This is a genomic window from Streptomyces sp. NPDC037290, from assembly GCF_055603245.1.
Window position 1 is genome coordinate 565,382 of record NZ_JBVJVZ010000003.1, and the last position, 16,674, is coordinate 582,055.

General features: G+C 73.4%; 15 protein-coding genes and 1 pseudogene. 7 read left to right on the plus strand and 9 right to left on the minus strand.

The features are described 5' to 3' along the window. Nucleotides 1–237 precede the first annotated feature (237 nt). Nucleotides 238–2,262 (minus strand): GTP-binding protein, encoded by a 2,025-nt coding sequence (locus ACZ7HQ_RS13275; protein WP_470988086.1) that lies wholly within the window; start codon nt 2,260–2,262, stop codon nt 238–240. Nucleotides 2,263–2,593: 331 nt separating this feature from the next. On the opposite strand from ACZ7HQ_RS13275, the gene ACZ7HQ_RS13280 reads away from it, so the two are divergent. Both ACZ7HQ_RS13280 and ACZ7HQ_RS13285 read left to right on the plus strand, forming a co-directional pair. Next, nucleotides 2,594–3,697, plus strand: coding sequence for an XdhC family protein (locus tag ACZ7HQ_RS13280; RefSeq protein WP_470988963.1), 1,104 nt, complete (start codon nt 2,594–2,596; stop codon nt 3,695–3,697). A gap of 21 nt (nt 3,698–3,718) precedes the next feature. Beyond that, nucleotides 3,719–3,820, plus strand: a pseudogene (locus ACZ7HQ_RS13285) (carbon monoxide dehydrogenase); the annotation flags it as partial. Nucleotides 3,821–3,844: 24 nt separating this feature from the next. Here the strand turns inward: ACZ7HQ_RS13285 and ACZ7HQ_RS13290 are convergent. From ACZ7HQ_RS13290 to ACZ7HQ_RS13305, 4 genes are all read right to left on the minus strand, one after another. Continuing rightward, nucleotides 3,845–4,345 (minus strand): metallophosphoesterase family protein, encoded by a 501-nt coding sequence (locus ACZ7HQ_RS13290; protein ID WP_470988088.1) that lies wholly within the window; start codon nt 4,343–4,345, stop codon nt 3,845–3,847. Nucleotides 4,346–4,429: 84 nt separating this feature from the next. Further along, nucleotides 4,430–5,440: an SDR family oxidoreductase gene (locus ACZ7HQ_RS13295; protein WP_470988091.1), complete on the minus strand. Its 1,011-nt coding sequence runs from the start codon at nt 5,438–5,440 to the stop codon at nt 4,430–4,432. A 14-nt stretch (nt 5,441–5,454) separates the two neighbouring features. After that, nucleotides 5,455–6,564 carry an enolase C-terminal domain-like protein gene (locus tag ACZ7HQ_RS13300; protein WP_470988094.1) on the minus strand — a complete coding sequence of 370 codons (1,110 nt, stop codon included), beginning with the start codon at nt 6,562–6,564 and terminating at the stop codon, nt 5,455–5,457. A gap of 9 nt (nt 6,565–6,573) precedes the next feature. Continuing rightward, entirely contained in the window at nt 6,574–9,618 is a 3,045-nt protein-coding gene (locus ACZ7HQ_RS13305; RefSeq protein ID WP_470988097.1) for an FAD-binding and (Fe-S)-binding domain-containing protein, read from the minus strand. 140 nt (nt 9,619–9,758) lie between these two features. Between ACZ7HQ_RS13305 and ACZ7HQ_RS13310 the strand changes: the two genes are divergently transcribed. The 5 genes from ACZ7HQ_RS13310 (at nt 9,759) to rfbC (ending at nt 14,232) form a co-directional block, all read left to right on the plus strand. Further along, on the plus strand, nt 9,759–10,196 hold the full coding sequence (locus ACZ7HQ_RS13310) for a MarR family winged helix-turn-helix transcriptional regulator (RefSeq protein ID WP_470988099.1): 438 nt from the start codon (nt 9,759–9,761) through the stop codon (nt 10,194–10,196). After that, nucleotides 10,193–10,939 carry a hypothetical protein gene (locus tag ACZ7HQ_RS13315; protein ID WP_470988101.1) on the plus strand — a complete coding sequence of 249 codons (747 nt, stop codon included), beginning with the start codon at nt 10,193–10,195 and terminating at the stop codon, nt 10,937–10,939. The genes ACZ7HQ_RS13310 and ACZ7HQ_RS13315 overlap by 4 nt, the downstream gene beginning before the upstream one ends. Before the next feature lie 7 nt (nt 10,940–10,946). After that, entirely contained in the window at nt 10,947–11,531 is a 585-nt protein-coding gene (locus ACZ7HQ_RS13320) for a hydrolase (RefSeq protein WP_470988103.1), read from the plus strand. 123 nt (nt 11,532–11,654) lie between these two features. After that, nucleotides 11,655–13,619 carry a glycosyltransferase family 2 protein gene (locus ACZ7HQ_RS13325; RefSeq protein ID WP_470988105.1) on the plus strand — a complete coding sequence of 655 codons (1,965 nt, stop codon included), beginning with the start codon at nt 11,655–11,657 and terminating at the stop codon, nt 13,617–13,619. A gap of 4 nt (nt 13,620–13,623) precedes the next feature. Next, nucleotides 13,624–14,232 (plus strand): dTDP-4-dehydrorhamnose 3,5-epimerase, encoded by a 609-nt coding sequence (gene rfbC / locus ACZ7HQ_RS13330; RefSeq protein ID WP_470988107.1) that lies wholly within the window; start codon nt 13,624–13,626, stop codon nt 14,230–14,232. On the opposite strand, the gene ACZ7HQ_RS13335 is transcribed toward rfbC, so the two are convergent. From ACZ7HQ_RS13335 to ACZ7HQ_RS13350, 4 genes are all read right to left on the minus strand, one after another. Continuing rightward, entirely contained in the window at nt 14,222–15,025 is an 804-nt protein-coding gene (locus ACZ7HQ_RS13335; protein WP_470988109.1) for a class I SAM-dependent methyltransferase, read from the minus strand. The two genes, rfbC and ACZ7HQ_RS13335, sit on opposite strands and share 11 nt — an antisense overlap. Then, complete coding sequence (gene rfbD, locus ACZ7HQ_RS13340) at nt 15,026–15,889, minus strand: dTDP-4-dehydrorhamnose reductase (RefSeq protein WP_470988965.1); 864 nt, start codon at nt 15,887–15,889, stop codon at nt 15,026–15,028. A gap of 127 nt (nt 15,890–16,016) precedes the next feature. Continuing rightward, nucleotides 16,017–16,202 carry a hypothetical protein gene (locus ACZ7HQ_RS13345; protein WP_470988112.1) on the minus strand — a complete coding sequence of 62 codons (186 nt, stop codon included), beginning with the start codon at nt 16,200–16,202 and terminating at the stop codon, nt 16,017–16,019. Between the two features lie 72 nt (nt 16,203–16,274). Next, nucleotides 16,275–16,643: a DUF6479 family protein gene (locus ACZ7HQ_RS13350; RefSeq protein ID WP_470988115.1), complete on the minus strand. Its 369-nt coding sequence runs from the start codon at nt 16,641–16,643 to the stop codon at nt 16,275–16,277. Nucleotides 16,644–16,674: the final 31 nt, after the last annotated feature.

A 16,674-nucleotide genomic window follows, 5' to 3' on the forward strand; every position in this document is an offset into this window, starting at 1 on the left:
GGGGGAGAGATATTTCCTCTGAGATGGGGAGTGGGACGCCGCAAAACGAGCGGGAGTGGGGGGGGGGGGGGGGGGGGGGGGGGGGGGGCGAGAGCCCCCCCACCGCCGGGAATCCGCAGAGGACGACCAGGACGACCAGGAGACGCACCCGGATTATCGGCATGTCCACCACAGTCCGGCGAGGCCAGGTCGCCGTCAATACCATCTGACCCGCAGGTAAGTTGACCATCAGTCAGCTCAGCGCGTCCAGTCGCCCATCCTGCGGGTCACGTTCAGCAGGTACTCCTTCCGGTTCAGCGGATTGTGGTCGGTGCGCGGCCGCTCGGGGACGGTGCCGCGGGTGACCGGCGCGTAGTGGTCGAAGGCCGTCTCCAGCTCACCCTCGCCCCGGGTGAGACCGGGCAGCCGCTGTTCCAGCTCGTGCACCCGGGCGGCCGGCACCGTGCCCTCCAGTTCGACGGCGGCGCCGAGTGCGGCGGTGGTCTCCGGTACGGCGCCCAGCCGGGCGAGCACCGGGAGCAGCGCGCCGAGCGTGTCCGCCGGGGCCTCGAGCCGGAAGCGGTGCAGGGGCTCGTGCACCAGGGTGCCGGCCCGGCGCAGCGCCTCGGCCAGGACGAGCGGGGTCAGGCTCCGGAAGTCGTAGCCGGTGCTCGACATGCTCTTGTCGAAGCCCTGGTGGGCGTGGCTCTGCCGGGGCGAGTAGCCGGAGTGGGTCATGGTGACCGTGCAGTCGGGGACCTGCCAGCCGTGCAGTCCCTGGCCGAGCGTCTCGCGGACGGTGTCCTCGACGGCCTTGAAGAAGGCGTACGGCATCGAGCCCAGCTCCACCTCCAGCCGGAACTCCACGCCGGAGCCGGGTGGTGCGGGCTCGACGCGCAGGCCGACGGTGGCCAGGAACGGGTTGACGTCCTTCTTGTTGAACTCCACGGCGTGCCCGGTGCCGGCCGGCCGTTCGACGCACAGGGTGGTCGTCTCGCGGAAGGTGACGTCAAGGCCGTACTCCTCGGCGAGGGTCGCCTGGATGACCTCCTTCTGCACCTCGCCGTACAGGGACACGGAGGTCTCCCCGCGCAGCTCGTCGTGGCGGACCGCGATGAGCGGGTCCTGTTCGGCGAGCTGGGTGAGCGCGAGGTGCAGCGAGCGCCGGTCGGTGCCGGGGCCGGGCACGACGACGGTCTCCAGGCTGGGCGGCGCGAAGTGACGCCCGTACGCCGTTCCGGGCCGGCCGAGCGCATCGCCGATCCGGACCCCGCCGAGCCCCCACACCTTGACGATCCGCCCGGCGCCGGCGCTGTCCCGCCGGGAGTCGGTGGTCCCGTCGAAGACGCCGAGAGCGGTGACGCGGCCTTCCGGCCGGCCGCCGAGGGGCCTGCCGTCGAGGCGCCGGCCGTCGAGCGGCCTGCCGTCCCCGAACGGGATCCGGTCGCGGACCCGCAGGGTGCCCGAGAAGATCCGGGCATAGGCCACCTTCTCGCCGGCCGGACCGCGCTCCACCTTGAAGACCGTGGCCGACAGGGGGTCGTCCGGGTCGCCGTCGGCGGTGGGCAGCAGGCGCTCGATGCCGGCGACCAGCTCGGGCACGCCCGCGCCGGTGATGGCGGAACCGAAGTACACCGGATGGACCAGTGCGCGCCGGGTCTGGCTCGTCAGGGCGGCGTGCAGGCGGGCCGGGGGCACATCGCCGTCGAGGTACGCGGCGAGCAGGTCGTCGTCGTGGTCGGCGAGCGCGTCCAGCGCCGCCGGGCCGAGGCCGGGCAGGAAGCGGGCGGCGCGGGTGCCGAGGGCGGTGGCCCTGCCCATCGGTACGAGCGGTACGGCCAGGCGGTGGGCCATCTGGTGGAGCACCGCGTCGTCGCCGGCACCCCGTCGGTCGATCTTGTTGACGAAGACCAGGGTGGGGATGCGCAGCCGGCGCAGGGTGCGCATCAGCACCCGCGTCTGCGCCTGGACGCCCTCGACGGCCGACACGACCAGGACGGCGCCGTCGAGCACGCCGAGAACCCGCTCCACCTCGGCGATGAAGTCCGGGTGACCGGGGGTGTCGATGAGGTTGACGGTGACGCCGTCGAGCGGGAACGACACGACGGCGGACTTGATGGTGATGCCGCGCTGCCGCTCCAGCGCGAGCGTGTCGGTGGCGGTGCTGCCGGCGTCGACACTGCCGGCCTCGTCGATCACTCCGGCGGTGTGCAGCAGCCGTTCGGTCAGGCTGGTCTTACCGGCGTCGACATGCGCGAGAATTCCGAGATTGAGCAGATGCACTGAGCGTGATGTCCTTCGGCACGGGGTGGGTTCCTTCCTGGGCGGACATGCACGCAGCGCGCATCGCTGGTCCTCTCTGTGTGACGACTTCTGCCGCGCAGTGCAGCAGACACCGGCACCCGGCAGCAATGGATTAACGTTCAACCAAAGCGCCTTCGCGGCACTCGCCGCGACCGGAGCAGCGAGGGGCACAGCCTGGCGGCGCTGGAGCAGCTGGCGGTGGTGGAGCGGTTGGTGGTGGTGCGCGGCGCGCAGGCCGGCGCGGACCCGGTGGAACCGGTGGCCCCGGGGAACCCGGTGGTCCCGGTGGTCCCGGTGAGAGGAGCGGATGGTGCGTGAGATCCTGCCGGCGCTGGCACGCTGGCATGCGGCCGGTGTCCCGTTCGGGCTGGCCACGGTCGTCGCGGTCAGCCGCAGCGCGCCGCGCGGGCCGGGGGCCGCGATGGCGGTGGGCCCGGACGACGAGGTCGTGGGAAGCGTGTCCGGGGGCTGCGTGGAGGGCGCGGTGTTCGAACTCGCCCAGGAGGTGGTGGCGAGCGGCGCGGCCCGCCTCCAGACCTTCGGGTACAGCGACGAGGACGCGTTCGCGGTCGGGCTCACCTGCGGCGGTGAGATCACCCTGCTGGTCCGCCCGGTGACGGCCGAGTCGGACCCGGCGTTCGGCGCGGTCGCCACGTCGGTCGCCGAGGGCGAACCGGTGACCATGGCCACGGTGGTGGAGGGACCCGCGCCGCGCGGCGCGACGCTCGCCGTATGGCCGGACCGGGCGGCGGGCACGCTCGGCGCGAGCGGTCTCGACGTCGCCGTCACCGCCGACGCACGCGGCGAACTCGCGCTCGGCGCCTCGGTCCTGCGGCACTACGGTCCGCACGGCGAGCGCCGCGAGGACACCGTGACCGTCTTCCTCCAGTCGTTCGCGCCGCCGCCCCGCATGCTGGTCTTCGGCGCGATCGACTACGCCGCCGCCGTGGCCCGTATCGGCGACTTCCTCGGCTACCGGGTCACCGTGTGCGACGCCCGCCCGGTCTTCGCCACGCCGAAGCGGTTCCCGGCCGCCGTCGAGGTCGTCGCCGACTGGCCGCACCGCTATCTCGCCGGCACCCAGACCGACGACCGCACGGTGATCTGTGTCCTCACCCACGACCCGAAGTTCGACGTGCCGCTGCTGGAGGAGGCCCTGCGCCGGCCGGCCGCGTACATCGGGGCCATGGGCAGCCGCCGCACCCACGAGGAGCGTCAGGAACGGCTCACCGAGGCCGGTCTGGCCGACGCCGAGCTGTCCCGGCTGCGCTCGCCGCTCGGCCTCGACCTCGGGGCCCGTACGCCCGAGGAGGTCGCCGTCTCCGTCGCCGCCGAGATCGTCGCCCTGCGCTGGGGAGGCAGCGGCGCACCCCTGACCCTCACCGCTGGGGCCATCCACCCGCCCGCCGTCTGACGCGCTCGAAGGGAGCACGCCATGGAGCTGCCCCACGAGTTCACCGTCCCCGTCCCGGCCGACGACGCCTGGCACCCGCTCCTCGACATCGAACGGGTCGCGCCCTGTCTGCCGGGTGCGTCGAGGAGCACCGGGCGGGCCGCGCTGCTATCGCTGCGGCAGCCGGTGCAGCGTCACGTCGGTGAGCGTGCCGTCGGCGAGCGTCGCGGTGAGGTAGGTGCAGTGGGGCTGGCGGCGCCGGTCGGTCGGTGAGCCGGGGTTGAGCAGGCGCAGGCCGGTCGGGGCGGTGGTGTCCCACGGGATGTGGCTGTGGCCGAAGACCAGGACATCCAGGTCGGGGAAGCGGGCGGCGCAGCGGGCCTCGCGGCCCTGGGCCGGGCCGGTCTCGTGCACCACGCCGAAGCGCACCCCGTCCAGTTCGGCGTACGCCACCTCGGGGAGCCGGGCCCGCAGCTCGGGGCCGTCGTTGTTGCCGTGGACCGCGACGAGCCGGCGGCTGCGGCTCTCCAGCAGGTCCAGGGTGGCGGTGTCGACCCAGTCCCCGGCGTGGAACACGACGTCCGCCTGCGGGAGTTCGGCCAGCAGCGGCTCGGGGAGCCGCTTGGCACGCTTGGGCAGGTGGGTGTCGGACATCAGCACGAGGCGCACCCGAGCAGCCTAGGGCCTGTCCGGCGGATCATGCCGGAGTCGCGGGGCCGTTGCCTGGAGCCGGCCTGATCCGCCGGACAGCCCCTAGGTCGTCCGGGAGGCCAGCCGGCGGATGGCCGTGACCGCGCCGAGTACGGCGACGCCGGTGCCGAGGGCCGTGGCGGCCGGGTGCCGGACCAGGGTCTCCTGCCAGGAGCGGGCGTGGGCGCTGTCGTCGAAGGAGCCGTGGGCGCCCTGGTCCTCGGCGGGTTCCTGGTCCGCCGGTTCGAAGAGGTTGTCGAGGCCGGCCGGTGGGATGCGGTCGGTCTGCTGGGAGCCGAAGCCGGTGCGGGCGAGGTAGCGGTCGAGCGAGGCCGGGGCCAGGCGGTTCGCCCAGATGGTGGCCACGGTGGTGGCACCGACGTAGTACTGCTTGCGGCGCGGGTGGTCGGCCGCGTACAGCACACCGCGCGCGGCGACCTCCGGCTGGTAGATCGGCGGTACCGGCATGGGGTGCCCGGGCAGCCGGGAGCGCACCCATTCGAACTGGGGGGTGTTGACCGCGGGCAGCTGCGCGACGGTGACGTGGACGTTGCTGCCGCGGTGCAGCAGTTCGGTGCGCAGCGAGGAGGTGAAGCCGTTGATGGCGTGCTTGGCCCCGCAGTACGCCGACTGCAGCGGGATCGACCGTTCTCCGAGCGCCGAGCCGACCTGCACGATCGTGCCGCGGTCGCGGGGCAGCATGCGCCTGAGGGCCGAGCGGGTGCCGTTGACGTAACCGAGGTAGGTCACGTCCGTGATCCGCCGGAACTCCTCGGGGGTGATCTCGTCGAACGGCGCGAACACCGAGGAGAAGGCGCAGTTGATCCAGACGTCGATCGGGCCGAACTCCTTCTCGGCGGCCTCGGCGACGGCCTCCACCCGGGCCGGGTCGGCCACGTCGGCCGCCTGCACGAGGGGGCGACCGCCGAGGACCGCGACCTCGTCGGCCGCCGCCGCCAGGCCGCCCTCGCCGCGGGCGACGAGCACGACGTTCGCGCCGCGCCGGGCGTACAGGCGGGCCGTGGCACGGCCGATACCGGCACTGGCGCCGGTGATGACGACGGTGGGGGGCATGTCCCTGTCTCCTCCTAGTCCGTTCGGTACTTCTCCGCCCGCTCCTCGACCAGGGTCAGGCCCAGTCCGGGTGCCCCGTCGGCGCCGGGGGTGATGCTGCCGCCGCCGGGGTCGAGGACGCCGTCGAAAAGGATCCGCTCGATGCGGACGTGGTCGTGGAACCACTCCAGGTGGCGCAGATTGGGTACGGCCGCGGCGGCGTGCGCGTGGGCGTGCGGCGCGCAGTGCCCGGAGACGTCGATCCCGCGCGCGTGGGCGAGGGCGGCGGTGCGCAGCCAGACGGTGATGCCGCCGCAGCGGGTGACGTCTGCCTGGAGGCAGTCGACGGCCCGGGCGGCCAGCATGTGCTCGAAGTAGGGCAGGGTGTAGCCGTACTCACCGGCGGTGACGTCCATCGGGAGGCGGCCGCGGAGGTCGGCGAGCAGGGTGAGGTGGTCGGAGGAGACCGGTTCCTCGTACCAGGTCACGCCGTGGTCGGCGAGCGCGTCGCCGATCCGCAGGGCCTGCCCGCCGGTGTAGCCGCCGTTGGCGTCCACGTACAGCTCGACCGCGTCGCCGACGCTCGCCCGGGCCCGGGTGACCCGTTCGAGGTCGCGGTCCTCTCGGCTGCCCCACGACTCGGCGATCTTGATCTTGACGCGGGGGATGCCCTCGTCCTCGGCCCAGCCGCGCAGCTGGCGGTCCTGCCGTTCGGCGTCGTACGTGGTGAAGCCGCCGCTGCCGTAGACGGGCACGTCGTCGTGGGCGGCGCCGAGCAGGCTGACCAGGGGCAGGCCGAGCAGGCGGGCCTTGAGGTCCCACAGGGCGATGTCGACGGCGGCGATGGCCTGGGCGGCGACGCCGGGCAGTCCGGCGTTGCGTACGGCCCGGCACATCCGCTCGTTGGCGCGCGGCACGTCGAGCGCGGTCAGGCCGGTGACCGTGTCCGCGAGGAGTTCGCGGACGACGTGGGCGGTGGCGGCCGGGGCGTAGGTGTAGCCGAGGCCGGTGGTGGTGCCGGAGCGGACGGTGACCAGGACCAGGGTGGTGCTGTCCCAGGCGAGGGTGCCGTCCGCCTCGGGTGTGTCGGTGGGGACGGTGTAGACGGCGGTCTCGACCGTGTCGACGGTCGGCTGGTCGCTCATGACGCCTCCTCAGCTCCGGCGCCGGACCAGTCGCAGCCCCAGTGCGACGCCCGCGGGCAGGGCCGCCGCCGTGGCGGCCGTGGCCGCCCAGCGGGCGGTGCGCGAGGGCTCGGGCGGGCGGTCGGCCAGCCGTTCCGGGTGGTCGCTGGGCAGGTTGCCGGCCAGGCCGAGCGCGAGTACCTCGGCGAGGTGCAGGGCGCGGCGGCCGGTGCCGCCCTCCTCGATCTGGGTGCGGCAGCTGAAGCCGTCGGCGAGGACCAGGCTGTCGGGCGCCGCTCCGCGCACGGCGGGCAGGACGCCCTGTTCGGCGACGGCCATGGAGACGTCGTGGTGGCCGCGTTCGAAGCCGAAGTTGCCGGCGAGCCCGCAGCAGCCCTCGTCGAGGACCTCGGCGTCCAGGTGGGCGCGGCGCATCAGTTCACGGTCGGCGTCGAACTTCATGACGGCGTGCTGGTGGCAGTGTGTCTGCACGGTCGCCTGCCGCGCGAGCCGGGGTGGCCGCCAGTCGTCGGGGGCGTGGTGGACGAGCTGTTCGGCGAAGGTGCGGACCTGTCCGGCCAGCCGCTGCACGTCCTGGTCGGCGGGCATCAGCTCCGGGGCGTCGGACCGGAAGACGGCCGTGCAGGAGGGTTCGAGCCCGATGATCGGGGTGCCCGCCTCCAGGTAGGGGCGCAGCACGCCCAGGGTGCGGGTCAGCACCTTCTTGGCGACGGGGAGTTGCCCGGTGGAGATCCAGGTCAGGCCGCAGCACACCGGTTCGGTGGGGACGGCGACGGCGAAGCCCGCGTCCTCCAGGACCCGTACGGCGGACTTGGCGATCGAGGGGTGGAAGTAGGTGCTGAAGGTGTCCGGCCACAGCACGACGGTGCGCGGGTCGGCCGGGTCCGGCTCCTCGTGGTCGCGGGCCCGCCACCACTGGACGAAGGACTCCTCGGCGAACACGGGTGCCGAGCGGGCCTCGTCGATGCCGGCGATCCGCTTGCCGAGGCGGGCCAGTCCGGGCGCGTGCAGCGCGGAGTTGACCAGGGCGGGGGCGATCCGGGAGAGCCGTGCCCACACCGGGAGGTAGCCCATGGAGTAGTGCGCGGCGGGGCGCAGCCGGCCCTCGTAGTGGTGGGACATGAACTCCGCCTTGAGGGTGGCCATGTCGACGCCGGTCGGGCAGTCGGACTTGCAGCCCTTGCAGGCCAGGCACAGGTCGAGCGCGTCGCGCACGGCGGTGGAGCGCCAGCCGTCCTTGATCGCGGAGTCGGCGTGTCCGTCGAGCATCTCGAACAGCAGCCGGGCCCGGCCGCGGGTGGAGTGCTCCTCCTCCATGGTGGCCCGGTAGGAGGGGCACATGACACCGCCGGAGTGGCTGCGGCAGTTGCCGATGCCGACGCAGCGCATCACCGCGCGGTTGAAGGAGTGCTCGTCCTCGGGGAAGTCGAAGTGGGTCGAGGGGGTGGCCGGGCGCCAGGAGGGGCCGAGCCGCAGCTGGCCGTCGACGGGGTTGGGGTGGACGACCTTGCCGGGGTTCATCCGGTTCGTGGGGTCGAAGAGGGCCTTCAGCTCGCCGAAGGCGGTCACCAGCCGTTCGCCGAACATGCGCGTGAGCAGTTCGCCGCGGGACTGGCCGTCGCCGTGCTCGCCGGACAGGGAGCCGCCGTAGGAGGCGACGAGGTCGGCGGCGCGTTCCAGGAAGCGGCGGAAGTGGGCCACGCCGTCGGCGGTGCGCAGCCCGAACGGGATCCGGGTGTGCACGCAGCCCTGGCCGAAGTGGCCGTACAGGGACGGGTGGTCGTAACCGAACTCGCCGAAGAGGCCCTTGAGGTCGCGCAGGTAGTCGCCGAGCCGTTCGGGCGGTACGGCGGAGTCCTCCCAGCCCTCCCAGGTCTCCCGGTCGTCCGGCGGGCGCGCGGTGACGCCGAGTCCGGCCTCGCGGGCCCTGAGCATCTTCTGCTCGCGTTCGGGGTCGTCGGAGAAGGCGACGGTGCTCTGCTTCTCGTCGCGGCCGATGGCGCGGAGCAGGGCGTGCGCCTGCTCGTCGACGTCCTCCTGGCTGTCGCCGCTGTACTGCACCATCAGCCAGCTGTCGCCTTCGGGCAGGACGTTGAGGGAGTCGAGGTAGGCGCCCTCCTCGCGCATCAGCTGGGCCATCCGGCCGTCCAGGGCCTCCAGTTGGCTGGGCGAGCAGTGCTCCAGCAGCCGCGGTACGTCGTCGGCGGCGGCGCAGATGTCGTCGTAGCCGAGGACCAGCAGCGACTGGTACGGGGGCACTGGGACGAGGTCGAGTTCGGCGCGCAGGACGGTGACCAGGGTGCCCTCGCTGCCGACGAGGGCCTTGGCCACGTCGAAGCCGTTCTCGGGCAGCAGGGAGTCGAGGTTGTATCCGGAGACGCGGCGGGGGATCTTGGGGTAGCCGCGGCGGATGTCGGCGAGGTACTCGGTGGCGATGCGGTCGAGGCCGGTGTAGAGCTCGGCGAGCCGGCCGCCGCCGGCGACGATCCGGGCGCGCTCGTCGGGCGGGGTGGGTCCGGTCCAGGCGCGCTGTCCGTCGTAGGTGAGGATCTCCAGGCCGCGGACGTTGTCGACGGTCTTGCCGTAGGCCTGCGCGGAGGCTCCGCACGAGTTGTTGCCGATCATGCCGCCGAGTGCGCAGTGGCTGTGGGTGGACGGCTTCGGCCCGAACTGCAGCTTGTGCCCGGCGAGTTGGCGGTTGAGTTCGTCGAGGACGATCCCGGGCTCGACCACGCAGGTGCGCCGCTCGGGGTCGACGGAGATCAGCCGGTTGCAGTACTTGCTCCAGTCGATCACCACGGCGGTGTTGGTCGACTGTCCGGCCAGGCTGGTGCCGCCGCCCCGGGAGAGGACGGGGGCGTCGAAGCGTGCGCACACCGACAGCGCCCGGGCCCCCGCCTCCACCGTGCGGGGGACGACGACGCCCAGGGGGACCTGCCGGTAGTTGGAACCGTCCGTGGCGTAGGCGCCGCGGCTGCCGGCGTCGAAGCGGACCTCGCCGTCCACCTCGGCGCGCAGCGCCGCCTCCAGGCCGGACATGTCCGGAGGGGTCATCTGCGCTCCCTTGAGTTCACCGACGTGCTGCCCTGTTGGAGGACGGGCGAGTACCCGGCAAGTCCTCAGGTAAAACTGAACAGAAAAACTGAACAGCCTGGGCTGGACAGTTATGGCTGCCGAGTCCTAGGGTGGGCGTCATGGCTGACATCTCCGACTCCGCCGCCCGCGCCGCGCGCGACCTGCGCGTGGTGTTCAGCCGGTTGCGGCGCCGCATCCGTGAGGTCGCGCAGGACACCGACCTCAGCCCCTCGCAGGAGTCGGCGCTCACCCTCGTCGGCAAGCACGGAGCCGCCACGGCCAGCGCGCTCGCCGCCGCCGAGGGGGTACGCCCGCAGTCGATGGCGACCACGCTGGCCGCGCTGGACCAGCACGGTCTGATCCGGCGCGCCCCCGACCCGGACGACGGCCGCCGCCAGCTGGTCACCCTGACCGACGCGGGCCGGGCCCGCATCGAGGGCAACCGGCAGGTCCGCGAGGAGTGGCTGGCCCGCGCCTTCCAGGACCGCTACACCGAGGAGGAACGGCAGACGGTCCTTGCCGCCCTGGAGCTGGTGGAACGGCTCTCGCACCCGTGACACCGGGGCTCACCGGCCGCGCCGGGACCACCGCCCGCCCCTCCCCCGCCGGATTCGGCCGGCGCCTGATCCCGCCGATGGCCGTCGGCTCGGTTCTCAACCCGGTCAGCTCCTCGATGACCGCCGTCGCCGCGGTGCCGATCGGCGGCGCCTTCGGGGCCCCACCCGCCGAAACCGCCTGGCCGGTCTCGCTCTACCTGGCCACGGCCGTCGGCCGGCCGGTGCACATGTACGGCCCGCGCCGGCTCCACCTCGCCGCTACGGCCCTGGCCGGCGTGGTACTGCTGCCGCTGTCGGTGTCCGCGCTGGTCGTGTCCGCTCCGACCGGGCGCCGGGCGGCGGTGCGCGGCAAGCTGCCCATCGGCTCCGCACTGCGGATCGCGGGCCGCGCCCTGCTGCTCCTCGTGCGCGCCGGCAGCGCGCTGTGGCCGCTGCTCGCGGTTGCCACGCTGCCCGGCGTCCCGCAGGGCCTGATCGGCCCGGTCACGCAGAGCGCCCTGTACCGGCAGGCCGATCGGATCGCCTCCGCGGCCGGGCTGCCGCGGACCTTCTCCTGCCTCGGCGCGCCGGGCGCGTCCGCCGCCACCGCGGCGTTCTTCCCGCACCGCGCCGACACGGCCGGGCTGCACGGCCTGGCCATGTTCATGCTCGCCGGCTCCGCGTTGCTCCCGGCGACGACCCTGCCGGACCGCTCCCTCGGCCGGCTCGCCTCCGCCACCCCCGAAAACCCTGGAAAGGCCTGACCGACTCATGTCGCTGACCACGCTCGACCCCCGTACCGCCCTCGTCGCGATCGACCTGCAGAACGGCATCGTGGGCATGCCCGTGCAGCCGCACGCGGCCTCGGACGTCGTCTCCCGCACGGCCGAGCTCGCCGCCGCCTTCCGCTCGCGGAACCTGCCCGTGGTCCTGGTCCGGGTCTCCTTCGCGCCCGACTGGGCGGACGCCGTCCCCGGCCGCACCGAGCACCAGGCGCGCGGCCTCGCCTTCCCCGACGGCTGGGACACCCTCGTCGACGAGCTGTCCGGCCACCCGGGGGACATCCGCGTCACCAAGCACAACTGGAGCGCCTTCCACGGCACCGACCTCGACGTCCAGCTGCGCCGCCGCGGCATCACCCAGATCGTGCTGACCGGCATCGCCACCAGCATCGGCGTGGAGTCCACCGCCCGGGACGCCTACGCGCACGGCTACCACGTCACCCTCGCCACCGACGCGATGGCCGACGCGGTCCCCGAGGCGCACGCGAACAGCGTCGAGCGGATCTTCCCGCGGCTCGGTGAGAGCGGCACCACCGCCGAGATCCTGGAACTGCTCACCAAGACCCACAACTGACCGGCCGGCCCGGCCCCTTGCCGCGGGGTGCCCCTCCACCCGCGCAAGGGGCCGGGATAGCATTCGGCCACGCGCGCCTGCCAGCAAGGCAACGGCCGCCGGACAAAGGGGGCTTGGAACCGGATGCCGGTCAAGGTCAGCGTCGTCGTCCCCGTGTACAACCCCGGGCCGTACATCGAGGACTGCGTGGCCTCGCTGCTGCGCCAGTCGCTGCCCGACGACGCGTACGAAGTGATCTTCGTGGACGACGGCTCCACCGACGCCACCCCGGCCCGCCTGGACGCGCTCGCCGCCGAGCACCCGCACGTCCGCGTCATCCACCAGGAGAACTCCGGCTGGTCCGGCAAGCCCCGCAACGTGGGCATCGACTCCTCCCGCGGCGAGTTCGTGATGTTCGTCGACAACGACGACCGGCTCGGCGACGAGGCCCTGGAGCGGATGTACGACTACGGCGTCGCGCACAAGGCCGACGTGATCGTCGGCAAGATGGCCGGAAAGGGCCGCCCGGTGCCGGTGGAGCTGTTCCGCCGCAACCACCCGCACGCCACCGTCGAGAACGCCCCGCTGATCGACAGCCTCACCCCGCACAAGATGCTCCGGCGCTCCTTCCTGGACCGCACCGGACTGCGGTTTCCGGAGGGCCGGCGGCGACTTGAGGACCACGTCTTCGTCACCGAGGCCTATCTGCGCGCGGACAACGTCTCCGTCCTCAGCGACTACGTCTGCTACTACCACCTCAAACGCGACGACGCCGCCAACGCCGGCTTCCAGCGCTTCGACCCGGTCGGCTACTTCGCGAACCTGCGCGAGGCCCTCGACGTGGTCGAGCGGTACACCGAGCCGGGCCCGCTGCGCGACAGGCTGCTGCGCCGCTGGCTGCGGGTGGAGATCGTCGACCGGATGAGCGGGCGCCGGCTGCTGGCGATGCCCGACGACCACCGGCGCGAGCTGCTGCGGGAGATGCACGCGGTCGTCCTGGAGCGGTTCGGGCCGGGGGTCGCCCCCGGACTGCGCCCCGCCCAGCGGATCGTCGCCGCGCTGATCCGCGAGGACCGTTACGACGACCTGGTCGCCCTCGCCGAGTGGGAGGCCGGGGTGCGGCCGAGCGCCGTCCCGGCCGGTGTCACCTGGCGGGACGGCACCCTGCACATCGATCTCACCGCCGAGTACACGACCGCCGAGGGCCCGCTGACCGTCCCCGCACAGGCCCCCCTGCCCCCGGCGGACGGCGCGCCCGCCGGCCTCGCCGAGGCAGCGTCCTGGCTGGGTGCCGCCGCGCAGGACCGCTTCGAGGCGGCCACCGTCGACCTGATCGTGCGCGACCGGGAGAGCGGGGCCTCCTTCTTCCAGCCGGTGCGGGTCACCCGCGAACGGGTCCCGGCCGAGGACGGCGGCACCCGGCTGGTGCTGCGCGCCACGGCAGGCGTGGACCCCGCCACCGCGGCCGGCGGCGACCCGCTGTACGGCGGGCTGTGGGACCTGTACGTGCGGGTCGGCATGGGCGGCTGGGCCAAGGAGTGCCGGCTGGGCCCCGCCCCGGCCGCCCCCGGCCAGGGGTCCGTGCTGCCGCCGGCCGGTGTCGTCGCCGGCCGGGTCGTCCTGCCGTACTGGACGAAGCAGTACCGCAATCTCTCCCTGGACGTGGACCGCGCCGTGAAGTCCCTCGGCATCGCCCGGCTCACCCCGGCGGACGCGGCGGTCTCCGACGCCGAGACGCTGACGGTGGCGCTGCCGCTCTACGTGCCCGACAGCACGGCGGCCACGGTCCGGCTGACCGGCGCCTCGGGCCGGACGCTCGACCGGCCGGCCTCGCTCACGCCCGCCGACGGCGTCCACGCGCTGCTGGAGACCGGACTGCCGCTGCGCGAACTGAGGAACGCCCGGTGGCGCACGGAACTGCGCCTGCCCGGCGGGCGGAGCCTGCCGCTGCCGCTGCTGCTGCGGGTGGGCCGCGCCCCCGGCGCCGTGGAGGTGGTCCGCCAGGCGCCGCCGGGGCTGCTGCGCCGGGTGCTGCGCCGGGCCCGGCGGCTGCTGGGCGGAGCACCGGGTATCCGGGCGACGGCGACCACGACGAGTGGAAAGGCATGACGGCGTGCGGCAATTGGGGATAGGTGGCGCCTGGGTGCTGGAGCCCCGGGTGTTCCCGGACGAACGGGGCAGCTTCCACGAGTGGTACCGGGGCGCGGAGTTCCGCGAGGCCACCGGCTACGAACTCGAACTCGCCCAGGCCAACTGCTCGGTGTCCCGGCGGGGTGTGCTGCGCGGCATCCACTTCGCCGACGTACCGCCCGGCCAGGCCAAGTACGTCACCTGTGTGCGCGGAGCAGTCCTCGACGTGGTGGTGGACATCCGTGTCGGCTCCCCCACCTACGGGCAGTGGGAGGCCGTGCGCCTGGACGACGGGGCCCGGCGCGCGCTGTTCCTCGCCGAGGGTCTCGGGCACGCCTTCATGGCGCTCAGCGACGACGCCACGGTGGTGTACCTGTGCTCGACCGGGTACGCGCCCGAGCGGGAGCACGGGGTGCACCCGCTGGACCCGGCGCTGGGCATCATCTGGCCGGAGGGGATCGCGCCGGTGCTGTCGGACAAGGACGCCGAGGCGCCGTCGCTGGCCGAGGCGGAGCGGTCCGGGCTGCTGCCCACGTACGCGGACTGCTCCGCCCACTACGAGCGGCTGCGCTCGGGCAGGCTCAGCGGCTGACGGCGTACGGGGCCAGCGCGCGGCGCAGCGGTTCCCAGCCGCGAGCCCGTTTCGTGCCCCGGTCGCGGGCCGTGACCAGCGGCTTCCAGAATCCCGCGGTGAGGAACTCCTCGGCCTTGACGGCGGTGGTGCGCTCCAGCACCGACTCGGGGACCTTCTGCGGGTCGGGGACCTCGAACTCCGCGATGATCTCGTCGTAGGTGTCCTTGAGGACGGTGTTCGCCGGGTCGGCGCCGAAGACCACCAACTGGCCGGTGGGCGCGGTGTCGACGAGGACCGTCACCAGGTCGGGGCGGTGCCGGCCGAGGATCTCGATCAGCTTGTAGACGTCGCCGGTCCAGGCGTTGGTGTGCCGGTCGCGGGCGGCCTCGTCCACGTTGCGCGGAAGCATGTCGTCGAAGACGATCACGCTGGCCCAGTCCGAGTGCTTCTCGATGTTGATGAAGTCCCGCAGCGCGTACTCGAACAGGTGCATGCCGTCGATGAACGACAGGTCCAGGGTGGTGCGCCGCCAGTAGCCGAACGGGCGGCGGTTGCGGGCGAGGTTGCGCAGCGGGTGCCGGCCGCCGCGCAGATGCGCGAGGGGGTTCTCGCGGGCGAAGAAGTCGTCGCTGGTGGCCTTCGCCAGGTGCACGTCGCAGCGTATCTCCGTGACCACCTTGAACGCGGGGTCGACGGCGATACTGGGCACCCGGGACAGCGTCAGACTGCGGCCGTCGTTGACGCCGATCTCCAGGTAGTTGCGGTTCGCGCTGACCTTGTGGAGTTCCCGCAGGAACTCGTGCCGTTTCACTTAGGGCCTCTCCTTGCGGATGTGGGGCAGTGCTTCGTGCAGGGCGGACCGCCAGTGCCTGAGCGGTGCCAGACCGGCGGCCCGCCACCGGGCGTGGCCGAGGACGCTGTAGGCGGGACGCGGCGCGGGCCGGACGAAGGCCCGGCTGTCGGTGCGCCGCACCCGGTCCGGGTCGGCGCCGGCCAGCCGGAACACCTCGCGGGCCAGCTCGTACCAGGTGGCTTCGCCCGCGTTGGTGGCGTGGAAGACGCCGTGTGCCCCCGTGCTGCCCAGGTCGGCGATCCGGGCGGCCACGTCGGCGCTCCAGGTGGGCTGCCCGCGCTGGTCGTCCACGACGTCCACGGTGTCCCGGGAGGCCTCCAGCTCCAGCATGGTGCGCACGAAGTTCCGGCCGTGGGCGCCGTACAGCCAGGCGGTGCGCAACACGGCCGACCGGCCGGGGAGTTCGGAGAGGACGGCCCGCTCCCCGGCGAGCTTGGTGCGGCCGTAGGCGGTGCGCGGGGCCGGTTCCTCGTCCTCCGCGTACGGGACGGCGCGGGCCTCGCCGGAGAAGACGTAGTCGCTGGAGACGTGGATCAGGCGGGCGCCCTCGGCGGCGCAGGCGCGGGCCAGCAGCCGGGGGCCCTCACCGTTGACGAGCAGCGCGCGCTGCTCGTCGGTCTCGGCGGCGTCGACGGCCGTGTGGGCGGCGCAGTTGACGACGACGTCCGGCCGGTGCTCGCTCAACGCCCGCCGTACGGCGGCCGGTTCGGTGATGTCGAGGGCGGTGCGGGTGAGGCCCGTGACGTCCTCGCCGCGCTCGCGCAGCTCGTGCACGGTGTCATGGCCGAGCATCCCGCCGGCGCCGGTGACCAGCCACCTCATCGCGTTCATTCGCCACACCCTAACGGCGATCGGCCGGGGTGGACCTTCGTTTGTATGACTGGCTCGTTACGACAGTTCGGCTCGCTCTGGTGCCGACGGGGGTCTGCCGGACGGTGTGCCCGCTCGCTCAGTCCTCGCCCCGGACGATGGGGTCCTCGGACAGGTCGCCCCGCCGCTCGGGGCGGGTGCGGTCCACCACCGCGGGCAGGCAGGTGCGCACTCCCCGGTCCCCCCGGCGGCGGGTCTGTGCCCAGCCGGTCTCGGTGTCGGCCGGGGCGGGTTTCTCACTGGCATGCGCGGTCACGTCGTTCATCTTCTTTCTGAGAGCTGTTCTGGCCGGGTAGCCCGCACCGCCGGGCCGCAAACCCGGCACGGGCGCGGCCGGTCAGGTCCGGCCGCCGCCCCCGCCGCCGAAGGACCCGCTGGAACCGGGGGACCAGCGGGGGCGGCGCTGGTCGGCGGCGCGCCGGGAGCGGACGCTGCCGATCTGGTACGGGGTGAGCCGCTCGCTGTCGTCCCCGGCTCGGGGCAGCTCGTCGGGTTCACGCATCTCGAGGGTTTCGCGGACCGGGCCGGACGGTGGCATCTTGGGGTGCTCGTCGGGTCGCGGCGGGGCGGGTTCGCGCTCGCGCACCTTGAAGCCGAGCCGGAAGGCCCAGATCAGTCCGGCGACGCAGGCGACCCCGGCAAGCAGGATGAGGACGTACCCGAACACCTGGGCACCCGATGCTGCTGCGTACATGGCGACGTTCATGTGCCGCCGGGTACCCAGCCGAGCGACGGAT

Bases quoted from the DNA above. Each gene is read 5' to 3' on its own strand.
- ACZ7HQ_RS13295 (WP_470988091.1), bottom strand. From the start codon at position 5,440: ATGCCCCCCACCGTCGTCATCACCGGCGCCAGTGCCGGTATCGGCCGT.
- ACZ7HQ_RS13300 (WP_470988094.1), bottom strand. From the start codon at position 6,564: ATGAGCGACCAGCCGACCGTCGACACGGTCGAGACCGCCGTCTACACC.
- ACZ7HQ_RS13305 (WP_470988097.1), bottom strand. From the start codon at position 9,618: ATGACCCCTCCGGACATGTCCGGCCTGGAGGCGGCGCTGCGCGCCGAG.
- ACZ7HQ_RS13310 (WP_470988099.1), top strand. From the start codon at position 9,759: ATGGCTGACATCTCCGACTCCGCCGCCCGCGCCGCGCGCGACCTGCGC.
- ACZ7HQ_RS13320 (WP_470988103.1), top strand. From the start codon at position 10,947: ATGTCGCTGACCACGCTCGACCCCCGTACCGCCCTCGTCGCGATCGAC.
- ACZ7HQ_RS13325 (WP_470988105.1), top strand. From the start codon at position 11,655: ATGCCGGTCAAGGTCAGCGTCGTCGTCCCCGTGTACAACCCCGGGCCG.
- rfbD (WP_470988965.1), bottom strand. From the start codon at position 15,889: ATGAGGTGGCTGGTCACCGGCGCCGGCGGGATGCTCGGCCATGACACC.
- ACZ7HQ_RS13345 (WP_470988112.1), bottom strand. From the start codon at position 16,202: ATGAACGACGTGACCGCGCATGCCAGTGAGAAACCCGCCCCGGCCGAC.
- ACZ7HQ_RS13350 (WP_470988115.1), bottom strand. From the start codon at position 16,643: ATGAACGTCGCCATGTACGCAGCAGCATCGGGTGCCCAGGTGTTCGGG.